This is a genomic window from Nonomuraea sp. NPDC049646, assembly GCF_044465525.1.
GTDB lineage: Bacteria > Actinomycetota > Actinomycetes > Streptosporangiales > Streptosporangiaceae > Nonomuraea.
In genome coordinates this window covers 207,123-222,050 of sequence record NZ_JBITLU010000009.1, presented here as the reverse complement: position 1 = coordinate 222,050, position 14,928 = coordinate 207,123, and the positions used below count along the sequence as shown (strand labels likewise).

The window sequence follows — 14,928 nt, the reverse complement described above, 5'->3', positions numbered from 1 at the left end:
GATCGGCCGCGACGTCCCCAGAGTGTCCTTGATCTTGATCTGACCCCCGTCGATCACGAACCTCTGATTGTTGTTGTTGCTCTGACACTCCCACTGATAGATCCGGACCCCGTTACCGCGATCGTTGGTGACATCCACACACATCGGCCGCGACGTCCCCAGAGTGTCCTTGATCTTGATCTGACCCCCGTCGATCACGAACCTCTGATTGTTGTTGTTGCTCTGACACTCCCACTGGTAGATCCGGACCCCGTTGCCACGGTCGTTGGTGACGTCGATGCACATGGGGTTCGGAGCGGCAGCCGCGGCAGGCAGAACGAGACCCGCACTGGCGGTGACGACGAGGACGGCTCCAGACAGAAGGCGACGAACCAGCATGAGTGTCCCTCCGAGGGTGCGTTGAACAGGGCTCATGCACCATGTCGCAACTCAGGGTGTTCGATCAATCACCTTCCGTTTACACTCCCCTTCCCCCGGCATTCGACCTGGAACCACGACGTCATAGGCTCGCCGCGGGTCTGGTGGCATGCAGAGGGAGGCGCGATGACTTCTGGCTTCGCGGCCGGCGAGCAGGAGTGGCGAGCTCGCCTGGGGACACTCCGGCAGATCGTCCGCCAGGAGCTGGTGGCCCGGCAGTTGGCGGCTCACCTGCCCGATGCGGTGCCGCAGCGCGTTCTGGACGTGGGCTGCGGCCAGGGAACCCAGTTGCTGCGGCTGGCCCGGCGCGGACACGACGCGACCGGGCTGGACTCCTCGGCGGCACTCCTTGGCGACCTTCAACATGCTCTGGCGGACGAGCCCGAGTGCGTCCGGGAGCGCGTGCGGATCCGCCAGGGCGACGTACGGGACCTCGCGAGCTTGTTCCGGCCCGAGAGCTTCGACGTCGTGCTGTGCCATGGCGTTCTGATGTACTTCGCCGACCCCGGGCCGTTGCTGGATGATCTGGCGCGGCTGTTGGCCCCCGGGGGCATGGCGTCTTTGCTGGTCCGCAACGGGGACGCCTTGGCGATGCGGCCGGGCCTGCTCGGCGACTGGGCCACAGCGCAGGGAGCCTTCCGGGAACTGACGTACGACAACCGCATCGGCGTCACGGCACGCGCCGACCGCCTGGAGGCCCTGACCGCCGCGCTCGCCGACCGGCGGCTGAAGGTACGCGCCTGGTACGGCGTGCGCGTGTTCACCGACACCGCGCCGGCCGACGCGGAACTCCCCGACGACCAGGCTCTGGCCGCGCTGCTGGACTGCGAGGAACAAGCCGGCGCCACAGATCCCTATCGACGCGTTGCGGCTCTGAGCCACATCCTCGCCGAGCGGGCGTAGAGCCGATCGACACGCCCTGGGATCGACGTTCGGCATCGGGCAGCGCATGCAGGCGCACCCGTGCTGGAGGGGCGCCGCGGGTGGTGCAGCAGGCTCAGGTGATCACCATGTCGCTGGGCGTCGCCGTCCACCTCGCCCCCTGGGGGAAAGGCCCCAGGAATCACCCTCGGGGCCTTTCCATGACGCTGTGGTGAGATGTCAGGATGGATGGCGTGGACCGCGATGCAGTGGTCGAGTTGCAAGCTCGTTTCGCAGCCCTCGGAGCCGACGACCCCGAGGGCTGGGCGCTTGCGGAGATCACGGAGAACGTCCCCCAACTCGCTCGCTTCCTGGCGTTGAGAAGCATCTGGCCCGAACTGATCGACGGCTGGGCCGCTCCCGGATCGTTGGAGACCGTTCCGGCGGCGACCCGCCTGCTCTCGAACGGCGCCGACCGCGACGACCTCGCCCGGCTCGCGCGCGCCTCGGCCTATGAAGCGGTCTTCGGCCTGCTGTACCGCCTCACCGCCCACGGCCAGGACGACGAAGCGCCTGACAACTCTCCTGGCCGGCGACTGATGGAGACCACAGCGACGGGCGAACTCACCGGCCGCGCGGTCCGATCGCTCCATGAGGACCTGCTCGGCATGGACCCCTCGGGCCGCGAGGGCCAGGACCTCTTCGAGTAGTGACCCGTTCCCCGCGGCTGTACGCCCACGCAAAAGGCCCTCCCGGATCATCCGGAAGGGCCTTTGAACTGGGAGCCGCCTTGGGGATTCGAACCCCAGACCCCTTCATTACGAGTGAAGTGCTCTGGCCGACTGAGCTAAGGCGGCGTGCCTGTACGGCTTGAAAGAGTCTACAGGAGATCGAAGGGTTCTTGCTCCTCCTGATCACCGGATGCCCGGACAGATCGCGCCATCCTTCGGCGGCACCCCCTCCACGAGATACCGGTCCACGGCGTCGTCCACGCATGGGGAGCCGTTCCCGTACGCGGTGTGCCCGTCGCCGTCGTAGCTGAGCAGGACGCCGGACCGCAGGCCACCGGCCAGCGCCCGAGCCCACCCGTACGGCGTCGCCGGGTCCCGTTCCGTACCGACGACCAGGATCGGAGGGGCTCCGGCGGCGGTCAGGCGATGCGGCGAGAAGGTGGGCCGAGCCGGCCAGAACGCGCACGGCAGGGACGACCACACGATGTACGGCCCGAACCGGGGCGCCTTCCTGGACGCCTCCGCCGCATCCTCCGCGAAGGCCGCAGCCGTGGCCGGATACGGTCCGTCTACGCAGTTCACCGCCAGGTTGGCCGCGAGCTGGTTGGAGTAGGTGCCGTCGTCCTGCCGGCCCGCGAGCTGGTCGGCGTTGTGCAGCAGGAGTGAGCCGTCGCCGTGCAGCGCCCGGCGTAGCGCCTCGGTGAGTTCCGGCCAGGAGGCGCGGTCGTAGAGCGGCGTCAGCGCGCCGAGGGTCGCCAGCGCCTCGGTGACCAGCCGGCCGCCGCCTGCCAGGGGCCGGGTGTCGGCACGGCGGATCAGGGCCCCGACCTCGTCCATCGCCTCCTCGGCCGTCCGGCCGGCCAGCGGGCAGTCGCGGTCGCCCAGGCAGTCCTGGACGTACGCGCGCAGTGCCGCCTCGAACCCCACGGCCTGCTCGGTGTTCACCAGCATCCGCGGGCCGGCCGGGTCGAGGGCGCCGTCCAGGGCGAGGGCGCGCACGTTGCCGGGGAACAGGTCGGCATAGACGGCCCCGAGAAAGGTGCCGTAGGACTTGCCGAGATAGGTCAGCTTCTGGTCGCCCAGGGCCTGGCGCAGCAGGTCCAGGTCGCGGGCCACGTCCATGGTGCCCAGGTGGGGCAGGAGCCGGCCGGAGCGCTTCCGGCAGCCGTCCGCGAACCGCCGCGCCGCGGCCTCCAGCGCACCCCGCTCCTCAAGGGTGTCGGGGGTGGTGTCCATGGCGACGAACGCGTCGAGAGCTTCGTCGTCGAGACACTCGACCGGCGCCGACCGGCCGACCCCGCGCGGGTCGAACCCGACGACGTCGAACCGCTCCCGTACCTTCTCACCTACCACCAGCCGGGCGGCCCTGGCGTACTCGACCCCGGACGCCCCCGGACCGCCCGGGTTCACCACCAGTGAGCCGATCCGGTCGCCCGTGGCGGGCAGCCGGACGACCGCCAGCCCAAGCGACTCACCGTCGGGACGGTCGTGGTCGAGCGGCACCCGCAACGTCCCGCACTCGAAGCCGTCCCCGCAGCCCGACCAGCCGATCCCCCGCCCCGCCCGCTCCTCAGGACGGCCACACCCACCGGCGAGAAGCACCACCGGCACCGCGACCCCGGCCACGACGCGGCGCAGCCGCCGTGCCCACCGGCCCCCGCCGCGTCTCCGGCGTCTCCGGCTTCTCCACGCCCGCCCGCTCGCCATCGGCCCATCGGTGGCGCCGGACGGCGGGCCCATGGGCTCGTACGCCCGCCTCTCCGCGGACCCGTACCGAGACGAACCCGGCATGGTCGGCAGGGCTCCCCACGAGCAATGGTTGCGCACCACACCAGCCAACCACCGACGGCGCGGGCACACCCCCTGGACGCCGTCCGGCGATCGCGGCAGGAGGGACACACCGCGTCACCCCGGATGACTTCCTGTGATGCCAGGAGTTAGCCTGAAAAGGCTGCTCCGTCCCCCCGGTGACGGTCGTTCGGTCGACCCGTCCGGAGGCAGTCGTCCGGTATGTCCGGCGAACAACGGAGGCATCGATGAACGGCTACCCGCAGATCGCAGACCACGGCATGATCGGAGACCTGCAGACCGCCGCGCTCGTCTCCAGCGACGGCACCATCGACTGGTGGTGCACGCCCCGGTTCGACTCCCCGAGCCTTTTCGCGTCCATCCTCGACAGCGGGCGCGGAGGCCACTGCCGGCTGGCCGCCGACATGGGGGGCAGCGACGAGGCGGCCGTGCGGCAGCTCTACCTGCCGGACACCGCCGTCCTCGTCACCCGCTTCATGGCCTCCGGCGGCGTCGGCGAGGTCGCCGACTTCATGGAGCCGAACACGTCCAGCACCCCTTCCGGCCGGCACCGCCTGGTGCGGTTCGTGCGGGTGGTCCGCGGGAGCCTGCCCTTCGTCTTCGCCTGCCGTCCCCGCTTCGACTACGGGCGGGCGCCGCACACCCTCGCGCTCGGCGACGCCGGATCAGCGGTCTTCCAGGGCCCCGGCACAAGCCTCCACCTGCAGGCCGCCGGCCCTGTGGCCCTGCGCCCTGACGGTGAGGACATCGTCGCGGACTTCACCCTCCACGCCGGCCAGACCGCCGCGATCGTCCTGACCAGTTGCAGCGGCGATGACCAGGCCGTGCCGCCCGTGACCGCCGCCGGGATACGCGACAGCTTCGAGGCCTGCCGCGCCTTCTGGCACGGCTGGCTGCGCGCGTCCCGGTACCGGGGGCGCTGGCGTGACATGGTGAACCGGTCGGCGATCACTCTCAAGCTCCTCACGTACGCGCCCACCGGCGCCCCGATCGCCGCCGCCACGATGGGGCTGCCGGAGCAGATCGGCGGCGAGCGCAACTGGGACTACCGCTACACCTGGGTCCGCGACGCCTCCCTGTCCGTCCGGGCCCTGATCGGCCTCGGCTTCGTCGAGGAGGCCCAGGCGTTCCGTACGTGGCTGCACGAGCGGCTCCTCGCCGGCCGCGCCTCCGGCGAGCCGCTGCAGATCATGTACCGGATCGACGGCGATCCCCATCTGACCGAGGAAGTGCTCGACCATCTGGAGGGATACCGGCAGTCCCGCCCGGTACGGGCCGGAAACGCCGCCTCCGATCAACTCCAGCTCGACATCTACGGCGAAGTCGCCGACGCCCTGGCCCAGGCCCAGGAGATCGGCGGCATCCGCGGCTGGCGGTCCTTCGCCGGGCTGCTCGACTGGCTGGCAGACACGTGGGACCGTCCCGACGAAGGCATCTGGGAGACCCGCGGCGGGCGCCAGAACTTCACCTACAGCCGGCTGATGACCTGGGTCGCCTTCGATCGCGGCATCCGGATGGCCACCACCCACTCGCGTCCGGCCGACCTCGTGCGCTGGATGAGCGTCCGGGACGCCGTCTTCAACCAGATCATGGACCGCGGCTGGAGCCCGGACCGGCAGGCCTTCGTCCAGCACTACAGCACCGACGTGCTGGACGCCTCGCTGCTGCTCATGCCCCGGGTCGGGTTCATCTCCCCCCGCGACCCGGCCTGGCTGAGCACCCTGGACGCCATCGACGAGGAGCTGGTCAGCGACAGCCTCGTCTACCGCTACGACCCCGCCGCGTCCCCCGACGGCCTGCGCGGTTCGGAGGGGACGTTCAACCTGTGCAGCTTCCTCTACGTCGAGGCCCTGGCCCGCGCCGGACGGCTGCAGCAGGCCCGTTACGCCTTCGAGAAGATGCTCACCTACGCCAACCACGTCGGCCTGTTCGCCGAGGAGATCGGCCCGTCTGGCGCGCAGCTCGGCAACTTCCCGCAGGCGTTCACCCATCTGGCGCTCATCGCCGCGGCCATCGCCCTCGACGAGCAACTCGACCGTGCCGAACCGGGTGGCCGGTAGACCGCACACGACGTCCCCGGAGCTCACCGGGGGTTGGAGGGGAGCCGGATCGCGGCGGCCAGGCCCACCAGGGCGAAGATCGCAAGCGCGATCATGGCGAGGGCGTAGGAGCGGTTCCCCTCGGCCAGCCCGGAGATGAGGATCGTGCCGGCGATCGCCGTTCCGAACGACGAGCCGAGATTGGACACGCTGCGCGACAATCCGGAGATCTCGCCCTGCTGCTCCTCGGGAAAGCTGGACTGCACGACGTTGACCGACGGCGTGAGCATCACGCCCACGCCCAGCCCGATCAACAACAGCCCCGGTACGAAGGCGACGACCCGCGACGACGCCTCGACCAGGGCGAGCAGGACGGCGATCCCGGCCACGGTCATGGCGAAACCCGCCGAGATCAGGCTCTTCTGGGAGTGCTTCCTGGCGAGCCGCTCCGCCGCCAGGGAGCTCACCAGAATCCCCGCGGTCGCCGCGGTGAAGACGACCCCCGTCTGGATGGCGTTGTACCCGCGGACCTTCTGCAGGAAGACCGCGACGACGAAGGACGTCCCCATGAGGACCAGCCATTGCATGTTCTGGGTGACGAGGCCGAGATCGGACGTACGGTTCCGGAACAGCCTGGTCGTGAGCAACGGCTCCTTCCCGGCGCGTTCCCGGGCCCGGATGTGCAGGAAGAACCAGATCAGGAAGACTGCTCCGGCGACGAGGAACACCGTCATCAGCACGGCGTTCTTGCCGGCCTGGAGGATCCCGAACACCACGCAGAACATGCCGACGGCCGACAGGACCGCGCCGGCGGCGTCGAAGGGCCGGCTCGGATCCGGCGGCACCGGGTCGGCGATCCGGCGGCTGAGGAAGACGATCACCGCGACCACCGCTGCCTGGAAGACGAACGCGGCACGCCAGGTGATCGCCGTCGCGATGAAACCGCCGATCAGCGGGCCCGCGGCCGCGCCGACACCCCCCAGCCCGCTGATCAGGCCGAAGGCGCGGGCCCGCGACCGCAGATCGTCGAAGGCCATCGTCGCCAGAATGTAGACGGGCGGGATCAGCAACGCGGTCCCCACCCCTTCCAGGACCGAGTTGCCGAGGATCAGCACCGCGAGGCTGGGCGAGATCGCGCTGGTCAGAGCGCCTATCCCGTACAGGGTGAGGCCCGCGAGGAAACACTTCTTGCGACCCCAGCGATCGGTCAGCTTGCTGCACGGGATCATCAGCACGGCCATGATCAACAGGAACAGCGTGATCGTGCTCTGCACGCCCTTGACCGTGGTGTTCAGGTCCCGGCCGATGTCGTTGATCATCACGTTCATGTTCGAGCCGGCGAAGCTACAGATGAACTGGGCGAGGGCCAGCGGGGCCAGCGGGCTCTTCGCGAAGGCGGCCGAATTCCCGGGGGCTGCGGGTCCGGTCATGGTCCACCCTGCCATCGCGCTCGCTGAGGTCGATCGGTGGCTACGGGGTCGGGGCCTTCGCCGTACGAACCGGCGCCGGCCCTTTCAAGGACGAGATCACCGCGGCACATCATCCACCTGCACATGACCACCTCGATGTTCGCCGCCTCCGTGGTAACCGCCTCCCCGCCGGCCACCCCCGGGGTGGTCGCCACGGATGGCCGGCCGCCTCCCGGGTGGTCGCCGCCACGGATGCCCGGCCGCCTCTGCGGTCGGGGCGGCCGTGCCGGCGGGCGTCCGGTCAATGGTGGAACGCGGCCTTCAGCACCACGATCACCAGCCCGAGCAGCAGATTGATCACGCTCGTGACCAGCACCATGCGGGAGGAGGCGCCGATCCCCACGGCCGCCGCGGCCGACCAGCCGACCTGCCCGGCCACCGCGACCCCGAGGGCCAGCCAGGCGGTGCCCCGCGCTTCGAGGCCCAGCAGCGGCCCGACGGCCACGGCGACGGCCGGCGGAACGGCCGCCGTGACGATCGGCCACTCCTCGGCGCAGGCCCGGCGGATGTCGGCCACGCTCATGCTCTGGAAGACGGTACGGGCGCCGAACAGGCGGGCGTGGACATGAGCCGCCCAGAACACCGCGCTGGTCCCCAGCAGCAAGACGATCATCTCCAGACGCGGGAACCTGCCGAGCGACGCGGCACCGGCCACCACGGAGGCGGCGAGCAGCGATCCGTAGACCGCACCGGTGTAGTCCCTGTGGGCGCCATCGGCCGGCGACCGATGACCGTCGGCCGGATCGGGCACCTTCCCCATGACGACCTCTCTCGGTGGTTACCTGACCATCTCTCAACAAAGGGCGCTCAACTCTCACCCTCGCGACGAAAGCGACCGCGCCCAGCCCACGCGACGCGCGCTGCGCGCACGCGGTGAGGCGGACGCGCCGCGCCCACGCGGCGGGGCGAATCCACCGCGCTCATGCGGCAGAGCAGGTGCAGTGCGCTCGAACGGCAGAGCGGGTGCGTCGGGCTCACGCGGCGGGACCGGGCGCGTCGCCGCCGCGCCGTCCGCGAAGGACAGCCGTACGCGCCACCGATCCGTGGTTCTGCCGTTTCAGGTCGGCAAGGCGGTCACGGACGGCGATGGCGGCGCTGAGGGCGGGATAGGAGATCGCGATGAGATGGCTCATTGGGCTTGTTCCTCCTGATCGGTTGCATCGACGAGCAGCTGCGGATGCCCCGGAAGGCAGTGCGGGCCGCCGCCGGAACAGGTCCGTGACCGGCTTTCCGGTGTCCAGCGTCCTCCGTGGAAGACCCGCAACAGCCGCATCGCGGCACACAGGACGGCATCGCCCGGCTAAGCCGCCGTCCATGCTTCTGATCCCCTGTTCCCGATCGGGCGGCCACCGCGACATGGCAAAGATTCCCCTCGGACAAATCTGGGCGTTCTACGAAAACAACCCTCAGCGCGCCGAGAAAAAGGGACTTTCCATGCACAACGTCGAGGATGAGCAGCCCCGACTGCGGGGACCATCCACTTCGCCTACCTTCCGGCGAGGCGTGATGGAGGGACGTGGGCCGCCATGGGATGTCTGTTCGCGATCTTCGCGGGCCTCTTTCCGCGACTTGCCGTGTTCATCATCTGGGTGGCGCGGCCCGCTCTGGTCAGCGCCGCCTTCGACACGTGGATCTGGCCTCTCCTCGGCCTGATCTTCCTGCCGTTCACCACGCTGATGTACGTGATCCTTTACGTGCCCGGCGTCGGACTGCGAGGAGCCGACTGGTTCTGGATCGCCGTATCGGTCGCGCTGGACCTCTTCCACTGGATCGGCACCGCGAGCCAACGTCGCCAGATCCCCGGCTATCCCCGCGGCTGACCGGCCACCGCCCGTACCGTCGCACGTGCACACCGGCCGGAGGGCCCGGCGCGGTCTCCGCCCGGCACCGCCGCCGGAACGATCGTCCATCCGCACGGACCCACGTCACTTCGGCGGCGGCGAGCCGGAACCGCCCTTCGAGGACGCTTCCCCGCCTTCGCCCTTCGGCGGCGCCGACTCGGCGGCCATGGCCTCCCGCAGCTCCTGACGAGTGGCGAACGTGTCGATCAGCGACAGCAGCATGGCCACGATGGGGATGGCCAGCAGCGCGCCCATCGCGCCGAACAGCGACGCCCCCGCGATCACTGCGGCGAAGGACACCCCGGGATGGATGTCCACCGCCCGCGAGCTGATCTTCGGCTCCAGCGTCAGGTTCTCCACCTGCTGGTACACGATGCCCCAGGCCAGCGCCGCCACTCCGATCCAGGGACGCGACGAGACCAGTCCCACCACCACCGGCAGGGCGATGGAGATGTAGGTGCCGATGGTGGGCACGAGCTGGGCGACCAGCCCCGTCCACGCACCGAGGGCCAGCCAGGAGGGCATGCCCAGCAGCAGGAACACCAGGGCCGACGCCGTGCCGTTGATGGCGGCCAGGATGAGCCGGGAGGAGACGTATCCACCCGTTTTGATCGTGGAGACGTCCCAGACGCTGATGAAGACCTGCTGGAGCCGGCCCGGCAGCAGCTGCGCGAGCCACCGGCGCAGCCTCGGCCCGTCGGCCGAGAAGTAGAACGTCAGCAGCGCCAGGGTGAACAGGTTGAACAGCGTTCCGGTCACCGTGCCCAGCAGACCCAGCACCCCGCCGAGCGCGCCCTGCGCGTACTCGGCCGCCTGCTGCGGGGTGAGTTTGATGGACTTGAGGATGTCGGAGATCTCATAACGGGTGCCGAGACGGGCGTTGACCCACTCGACCACGCCCGCGATGACGTCGGGCAGAGCCTTCAGCAGCACCGCGACCTGCTGCACGAACATGCTGCCGAACAGCAGCATGAAGATCACGAAAGCCAGGATGAACAGCGTCATCACCAGCAGCGTCGCTCTGCCTCGGGGCATGTGCCGCGACATGCGCCGCACGGCGGGCTCCATGGCCAGCGAGAGGAACCACGCCATCACCAGCATGGCGATCAGCGCACCCGCGTCCGTGATCACGAACCGGACGAAGAACGCCACCGCGACGACGGCCGCCATGGCAAGCCCGGCACGCCAGACGTTGGCAGGCGAGAGCATCACCTGCACTGCGGGCACGCCCTCGCTCGACTGCACCGGATTCTTCATGACTCTCCAGAGATCTAGACCTCACCTCCGATGACCCGGCCCTCACCCCAGGCGCACGAACATCAACCCTCTGAAAGTTCGCCCCACGAAGCCTGCGACCCGATCCGCGCCATACACGGAAGTGACGCACCCAACGTACGACGACCAGCCGCTCCACCCCCGCATCTACCACCTGACCGGCTTGTCCCCCTCGCTGAACAGCACCCCGCACCCCCAGGCCATGCCAGGACGCGCGGCGAGCCAGGGGCACCGGCGAGGCGAATGGCTAACTCCGCCACTTCGAACGAGCTCCGCAAGCTCCCGCTCAGACAGGCGTCAGAAGATCACGCTTCGGGCGGCTGGGAGTGGCACTTCCGCGAGGGCGGCTGCGCCAGCGGGTTGGCGTCTTGAGTGGGGCTGCTGTGAGCTCGTGCGCTTGCCCCAGTAAGCCTCATCAGAACGCCCGGGGTGCACGAGGGGCCGCATGGAGCCTCGACAGCCATGCCCCCTCGCGCTGTAGCCCCCACAGCCTCCCCGTCACCTTAGGGAGAGCAGTCAGAGCCTGTTGCCGGCGCGCCCATGAGCGTCACCTGCACCGAAGCCGGATGAGTGTCTAACCGTCCTCCCCGCCGGAAGGCTTGTGGTCGGGCGATTCCTCCCGGGTGCCGTACATCGTGTCGTGCTGGATGCGGGGTGAACACACCGACGCCGAAGGGCACGCGCAGCGCCTTCCGCCGTCGTCCAGGCGCACCGTCACCGTGTCGGCGGGGACGTTGTGCCCGGTGACGACCCCGTCGCCCTGAGGCGTGCTCACCCTGCTGCCCGCGCGAGGCATTCTGTACCGGCTCTCGACGTACAACGGGTGCTCGTACTTCAGGCAGCACATGAGCCGCCCGCAAGCCCCCGCGATGCGCAGCGGGTTGACCGGCAGGTCCTGGTCTTTGGCCATGCGCACGGACACGGGCTCGAAGTCCTTCAGGAACGTGGCGCAGCACAGGTCACGGCCACAGGGGCCGATGCCGCCCTGCAGCCGTGCCTCGTCCCTGGGGCCGATCTGCCGTAGCTCGACCCTGGCCCGCAGGTTACGGGCCAGGTCGCGGACCAAGGCCCGGAAGTCGACCCGGTGAGGGGCCGAGAAGTAGACGGTGTAGACGTTGTCCTGGTCGAGATAGTCGATGCCGACGACCTTCATCGGCAGCGTGTGCCGTTTGATCAGCTTCTTGGACACGCTGCGGGCCTCGGCCCTGCGGCGTTTGTTGGACTCGTCACGCGAGAGGTGTTCCTCGCCCGCCGGCCCCTCGCACACGGGCAGACCGTCGATGTCCTCGCTCGTGTACTGCGGCGCCCACACACACTCCGCCACCTCGGGCCCCGAGTCGGTCGGCACCAGCACCTTGTCGCCGACCTTGAAGGTGTGCCCGCCCGGATCGAGGTAGTAGAGCCTCCCGTAGCGTGTGAAGCTCACGGCCATGATCATTCCCATGGGCTAGAGCTCGCCTCCCTGACGGCCTCGGGGGTTGTTAGGGCCTTCCGTTGCCACACTACGTGTGTCCGCCCGGTGAGCGTGAGGGGCACCGGCCCCGATCTTGATTCAGCCGCCCGTCCGGCAGTCCTGGCCCTTCGGCAGCGAGACCCGGTAGCGGGCCATGGCCAGAGCCGCGTCGACCGCGCAACGGTGGTCGAGGACGGACGCGACACCTCCCTGCCGTCTCAGGGCCTTGAGCAGCGGACCCCAGTCGTCGCGCTCCGATCTCATCTGCAACCGGTACGACTCCGGCATGTCCTCCACCCTGGTGGCCGCGAACAGTGCCTCGTTGTCCTTGTAGCTGCGTTTGAAGTTCTCGTACGCCGTCGACCGGTCCTCGAAGCGGATGGACTTGACCTGCTTGGACGCCCGCAGGAGTGCGGAGATCTCGTTCTTCTGCCTGGTCGTGGCTCCCTTGCCGTCCTTCATGACCTTGTCGTCGTCCGGTGCGCGTACGGCACCGCAGGCGGGCAGCCCCGAACCGTCCTGGCAGAGGAAGACGCTGACCTGGGTGTCGGACGACGGAAGGGAAGCGGCGGAGGGCACCAGGTCGATGTCCTCGACCCCCGGGAGCGGGCTGAGTGCCTGCTTCACCCGCGCCGGATCCGTGCCGGGCGCAAGCTGCACCCGGAACGAGGCCCGCAGGTCGTCGACCGTCACCGCGTCGAGCAGCCGCTGGTTGTGCGCGAAATCGCGCCGAAAGCTCTCGAAGGCTTCGGCCTGGTCCACATACAGGCCCGAGGTGAAGCCGGGGACCTTCTCCGCCGCCTCCTGGATCGCCTTCTTCTGCTCAATCGTGACGCCCTGCCCCTGACAGGACGGCGCCTTCCCGCTGGCCGACCTCGAACAGAGGAAGATCGTCAACTCCTGCGCATCGGCCTGACCGCCGGTGGGGCCGGCCAGCGTCGCCACGTGCTCGTCACCCCGCACGCCCAGCCAGACGGCGGTCGTCGCCCCCGCGAGCACCACCGCCACGGCCGCGCTCACCAGCCGGAGATCCACCCGGCTCCGGCGCCGCTCGGGCGTGCGCAACGGCTTGAGCGCGCCGGTGTCGACGGTCGCGCCGGCCTCGACGAGCGCGGCACGAAGCCGGTCTTCCATCGGGCTGTTCATGATTCCTCCCCAAGCGCCCGGCCGAGGGCGGCGAGCCCTCGCGCGATCGTGGACCTGGCCGTGCTCGCGTTGACGCCCATGGTCGCGGCGACCTCCTGGTCGGACAGGTCGAAGTAGTAGCGCAGGGTCAGCGCCTCACGCTGCCTGCGCGGCAGCTCCCGCAGGGCGAGCAGCACCTCCCGCCGTTCCTCGCCCAGCAGCGCGGCGCTCTCCGCCGACCAGACCGGCGGCTCGTAGGGCACCGGCCGCCGGAACACCGTCGCCCGCCTGCGCAGGACGGACCGGCACCCGTTGAGCACGGCGGAACGCACATAGGCCAGCGCCTTGTCGGCATCCCGCAGCCGGGCCCGGTTGGCGTGCGTACGTGCGAACGCCTCCTGTACGACGTCTTCGGCAGTGGCCTGATCGCCGACCATGATCAGGGCGAGCCGCACGAGGCCCACATGATGCTCGGCGAAGATCGATGCCACATCGACCCGTTGCCGCGCCAGGGCCTGTTGTTGGGAGAGCAGTTCGACTTCCACGCTACAGAGACGCTTGGCGGGCTCACTTGCTGCTCCGGTCACCCAGCTATCTTTTCGCTCTCCCGACAAGCGAGAAGGCGGAAACCGCAGGTCACCGCAGCCGGACCCCCAAGGAAAGCCACCGCAGGCGAAGCCTCGAACAACCGGCGCAGCCGCCACAGGCGGCGGCCGGGATCAGCTCAGGCCGCCCCGCGCAGCGACAACATCATCGCCTCCACCGCGATCTGCGGATTGACGTTGGCCCCCAGCCGCTCCCGGCACCGCATGATCGCGTCGATCCGCCGCAGCGTCTCCTCCGGCGTGGACGACCTGGCGAGCTGGTCGAGATCGAACCGGATGTCGTCGTTGGCCAGCTCCACCCCCGCCCCGAACTGCATGGCCAGCACGTCGCGGTAGAACGACACCAGCTCCAGCAGCGCGGCGTCGAGAGAGTCCCGTTTGATGCGAGTGGCCCGGGACTTCTGCCGGTCCTCCAGCTCCTTGAGGGCGCCCGCCCCGCCGCGCACCAGCCCCCGGTTGAGCCCCTTGCCCGTGGAGCCCTCGCCGTAGATCTTGCGCAGCTCGGCCGTCTCGTTCTCGTTGAGCGCCGCCGTGGCCGCCGCGGCCTCTTCCTCGGCCGTCTTGACCAGGCGTTCGGCGGCGGACACGCACTCGCCCACCCCGGTCAGCGAGCGCGGGATGCCGAGCACGGCCTCCCGCCGGTGGCGGGCGCCCTCGTCGAGGGCCAGTGATCGCGCCCTGCTGATGTGCCCCTGCGCGGCCCGCGCGGCGAACGCGGCGGTCTCCCACGGCACGCTGTCGCGGGTGGCCAGCACGTGCGCGACGGCCTCGGTGGACGGCGTGGTCAGCGTGACCTGGCGGCAGCGCGACCTGATGGTGATCATGAGGTCGTCGGGAGCGGGCGCGCACAGCAGCCAGACCGTGCGCGGCGGCGGCTCCTCGATGGCCTTGAGCAGGGCGTTGGCCGCCGACTCCGTGGCGCGGTCGGCGTCCTCGAACAGGATGACCCGCCAGCGGCCCTGGGTGGGGGCGCCCGCGGCCCGCAGGATGAGCTCGCGGGTCTGCTTGACGCTGTAGGACAGGCCCTCAGGACGTACGGACTCCAGGTCGGGGTGGGAGCCGATGAGCACCTGGTGGCACTGGTCGCAGTGGCCGCAACCGGCGTCGGGGCACAGCAGCGCGGCGGCGAAGGCCCGCGCGGCCTCCTCCCGGCCCGAGCCGGGCGGGCCGGTGAACAGCCAGGCGTGCGTCATGCCGGCGCCGCGACCGCCCTTGACGGCCTCGCCGGCCGCCGCAGCGGCCCGCGACAGCACGGAGATCGCCTGGTCCTGCCCGACGAGGTCATCGAAAACTGTCACGGCGT

Annotated in this window: 14 protein-coding genes and 1 tRNA gene; 4 read left to right on the top strand and 11 right to left on the bottom strand. The window is 69.9% G+C overall.

Features of this window, described 5'->3' with window-relative positions:
- Positions 1 to 378: ricin-type beta-trefoil lectin domain protein (locus tag ACIBQ8_RS27435; RefSeq protein WP_397193314.1), on the bottom strand; the 378-nt coding region annotated here is incomplete at its 3' end.
- Positions 379 to 543: 165 nt separating this feature from the next.
- Here ACIBQ8_RS27435 and ACIBQ8_RS27430 point away from each other — a divergent pair.
- Together ACIBQ8_RS27430 and ACIBQ8_RS27425 are read left to right on the top strand one after the other, a co-directional pair.
- Complete coding sequence (locus ACIBQ8_RS27430; protein ID WP_397193313.1) at positions 544 to 1,320, top strand: class I SAM-dependent methyltransferase; 777 nt, start codon at positions 544 to 546, stop codon at positions 1,318 to 1,320.
- Between the two features lie 203 nt (positions 1,321 to 1,523).
- The gene (locus tag ACIBQ8_RS27425; RefSeq protein WP_397193312.1) at positions 1,524 to 1,988 is read left to right on the top strand and encodes a hypothetical protein; all 465 of its coding nucleotides are present in this window, start codon (positions 1,524 to 1,526) and stop codon (positions 1,986 to 1,988) included.
- A gap of 73 nt (positions 1,989 to 2,061) precedes the next feature.
- Here ACIBQ8_RS27425 and ACIBQ8_RS27420 read toward each other — a convergent pair.
- Both ACIBQ8_RS27420 and ACIBQ8_RS27415 read right to left on the bottom strand, forming a co-directional pair.
- A tRNA-Thr gene (locus ACIBQ8_RS27420) sits at positions 2,062 to 2,135 on the bottom strand.
- A 57-nt stretch (positions 2,136 to 2,192) separates the two neighbouring features.
- The gene (locus tag ACIBQ8_RS27415; protein WP_397193311.1) at positions 2,193 to 3,611 is read right to left on the bottom strand and encodes an alpha/beta hydrolase; all 1,419 of its coding nucleotides are present in this window, start codon (positions 3,609 to 3,611) and stop codon (positions 2,193 to 2,195) included.
- 434 nt (positions 3,612 to 4,045) lie between these two features.
- Here ACIBQ8_RS27415 and ACIBQ8_RS27410 point away from each other — a divergent pair, with 434 nt between their 5' ends.
- The gene (locus ACIBQ8_RS27410) at positions 4,046 to 5,878 is read left to right on the top strand and encodes a glycoside hydrolase family 15 protein (protein WP_397178479.1); all 1,833 of its coding nucleotides are present in this window, start codon (positions 4,046 to 4,048) and stop codon (positions 5,876 to 5,878) included.
- A gap of 23 nt (positions 5,879 to 5,901) precedes the next feature.
- Here the strand turns inward: ACIBQ8_RS27410 and ACIBQ8_RS27405 are convergent, their stop codons facing one another.
- The 3 genes from ACIBQ8_RS27405 to ACIBQ8_RS27395 form a co-directional block, all read right to left on the bottom strand.
- Entirely contained in the window at positions 5,902 to 7,287 is a 1,386-nt protein-coding gene (locus tag ACIBQ8_RS27405) for an MFS transporter (RefSeq protein ID WP_397193310.1), read from the bottom strand.
- Between the two features lie 280 nt (positions 7,288 to 7,567).
- Positions 7,568 to 8,086, bottom strand: coding sequence for a hypothetical protein (locus tag ACIBQ8_RS27400; protein ID WP_397178477.1), 519 nt, complete (start codon positions 8,084 to 8,086; stop codon positions 7,568 to 7,570).
- A 214-nt stretch (positions 8,087 to 8,300) separates the two neighbouring features.
- Positions 8,301 to 8,459 (bottom strand): hypothetical protein, encoded by a 159-nt coding sequence (locus ACIBQ8_RS27395; RefSeq protein WP_397193309.1) that lies wholly within the window; start codon positions 8,457 to 8,459, stop codon positions 8,301 to 8,303.
- A 393-nt stretch (positions 8,460 to 8,852) separates the two neighbouring features.
- Between ACIBQ8_RS27395 and ACIBQ8_RS27390 the strand changes: the two genes are divergently transcribed.
- Entirely contained in the window at positions 8,853 to 9,146 is a 294-nt protein-coding gene (locus tag ACIBQ8_RS27390) for a hypothetical protein (protein ID WP_397178475.1), read from the top strand.
- A gap of 105 nt (positions 9,147 to 9,251) precedes the next feature.
- On the opposite strand, the gene ACIBQ8_RS27385 is transcribed toward ACIBQ8_RS27390, so the two are convergent.
- The 5 genes from ACIBQ8_RS27385 to ACIBQ8_RS27365 form a co-directional block, all read right to left on the bottom strand.
- Positions 9,252 to 10,424 carry an AI-2E family transporter gene (locus tag ACIBQ8_RS27385; RefSeq protein WP_397178474.1) on the bottom strand — a complete coding sequence of 391 codons (1,173 nt, stop codon included), beginning with the start codon at positions 10,422 to 10,424 and terminating at the stop codon, positions 9,252 to 9,254.
- 592 nt (positions 10,425 to 11,016) lie between these two features.
- A complete protein-coding gene (locus ACIBQ8_RS27380) occupies positions 11,017 to 11,874 on the bottom strand; it encodes a stage 0 sporulation family protein (protein ID WP_397178651.1) in 858 nt (285 codons plus the stop codon).
- Positions 11,875 to 11,994: 120 nt separating this feature from the next.
- Entirely contained in the window at positions 11,995 to 13,041 is a 1,047-nt protein-coding gene (locus ACIBQ8_RS27375; protein ID WP_397193308.1) for a permease-like cell division protein FtsX, read from the bottom strand.
- Positions 13,038 to 13,511 (bottom strand): SigE family RNA polymerase sigma factor, encoded by a 474-nt coding sequence (locus ACIBQ8_RS27370; RefSeq protein WP_397193307.1) that lies wholly within the window; start codon positions 13,509 to 13,511, stop codon positions 13,038 to 13,040. Before ACIBQ8_RS27370 ends, ACIBQ8_RS27375 begins: the two co-directional genes overlap by 4 nt.
- 233 nt (positions 13,512 to 13,744) lie before the next feature.
- Complete coding sequence (locus ACIBQ8_RS27365) at positions 13,745 to 14,923, bottom strand: DNA polymerase III subunit delta' (protein ID WP_397178654.1); 1,179 nt, start codon at positions 14,921 to 14,923, stop codon at positions 13,745 to 13,747.
- Between the last annotated feature and the right edge of the window lie 5 nt (positions 14,924 to 14,928).

Bases quoted from the DNA above. Each gene is read 5' to 3' on its own strand.
- ACIBQ8_RS27430 (WP_397193313.1), top strand. From the start codon at position 544: ATGACTTCTGGCTTCGCGGCCGGCGAGCAGGAGTGGCGAGCTCGCCTG.
- ACIBQ8_RS27375 (WP_397193308.1), bottom strand. From the start codon at position 13,041: ATGAACAGCCCGATGGAAGACCGGCTTCGTGCCGCGCTCGTCGAGGCC.
- ACIBQ8_RS27380 (WP_397178651.1), bottom strand. From the start codon at position 11,874: ATGGCCGTGAGCTTCACACGCTACGGGAGGCTCTACTACCTCGATCCG.
- ACIBQ8_RS27410 (WP_397178479.1), top strand. From the start codon at position 4,046: ATGAACGGCTACCCGCAGATCGCAGACCACGGCATGATCGGAGACCTG.
- ACIBQ8_RS27425 (WP_397193312.1), top strand. From the start codon at position 1,524: ATGGATGGCGTGGACCGCGATGCAGTGGTCGAGTTGCAAGCTCGTTTC.
- ACIBQ8_RS27390 (WP_397178475.1), top strand. From the start codon at position 8,853: ATGGGATGTCTGTTCGCGATCTTCGCGGGCCTCTTTCCGCGACTTGCC.
- ACIBQ8_RS27385 (WP_397178474.1), bottom strand. From the start codon at position 10,424: ATGAAGAATCCGGTGCAGTCGAGCGAGGGCGTGCCCGCAGTGCAGGTG.
- ACIBQ8_RS27400 (WP_397178477.1), bottom strand. From the start codon at position 8,086: ATGGGGAAGGTGCCCGATCCGGCCGACGGTCATCGGTCGCCGGCCGAT.
- ACIBQ8_RS27405 (WP_397193310.1), bottom strand. From the start codon at position 7,287: ATGACCGGACCCGCAGCCCCCGGGAATTCGGCCGCCTTCGCGAAGAGC.
- ACIBQ8_RS27395 (WP_397193309.1), bottom strand. From the start codon at position 8,459: ATGAGCCATCTCATCGCGATCTCCTATCCCGCCCTCAGCGCCGCCATC.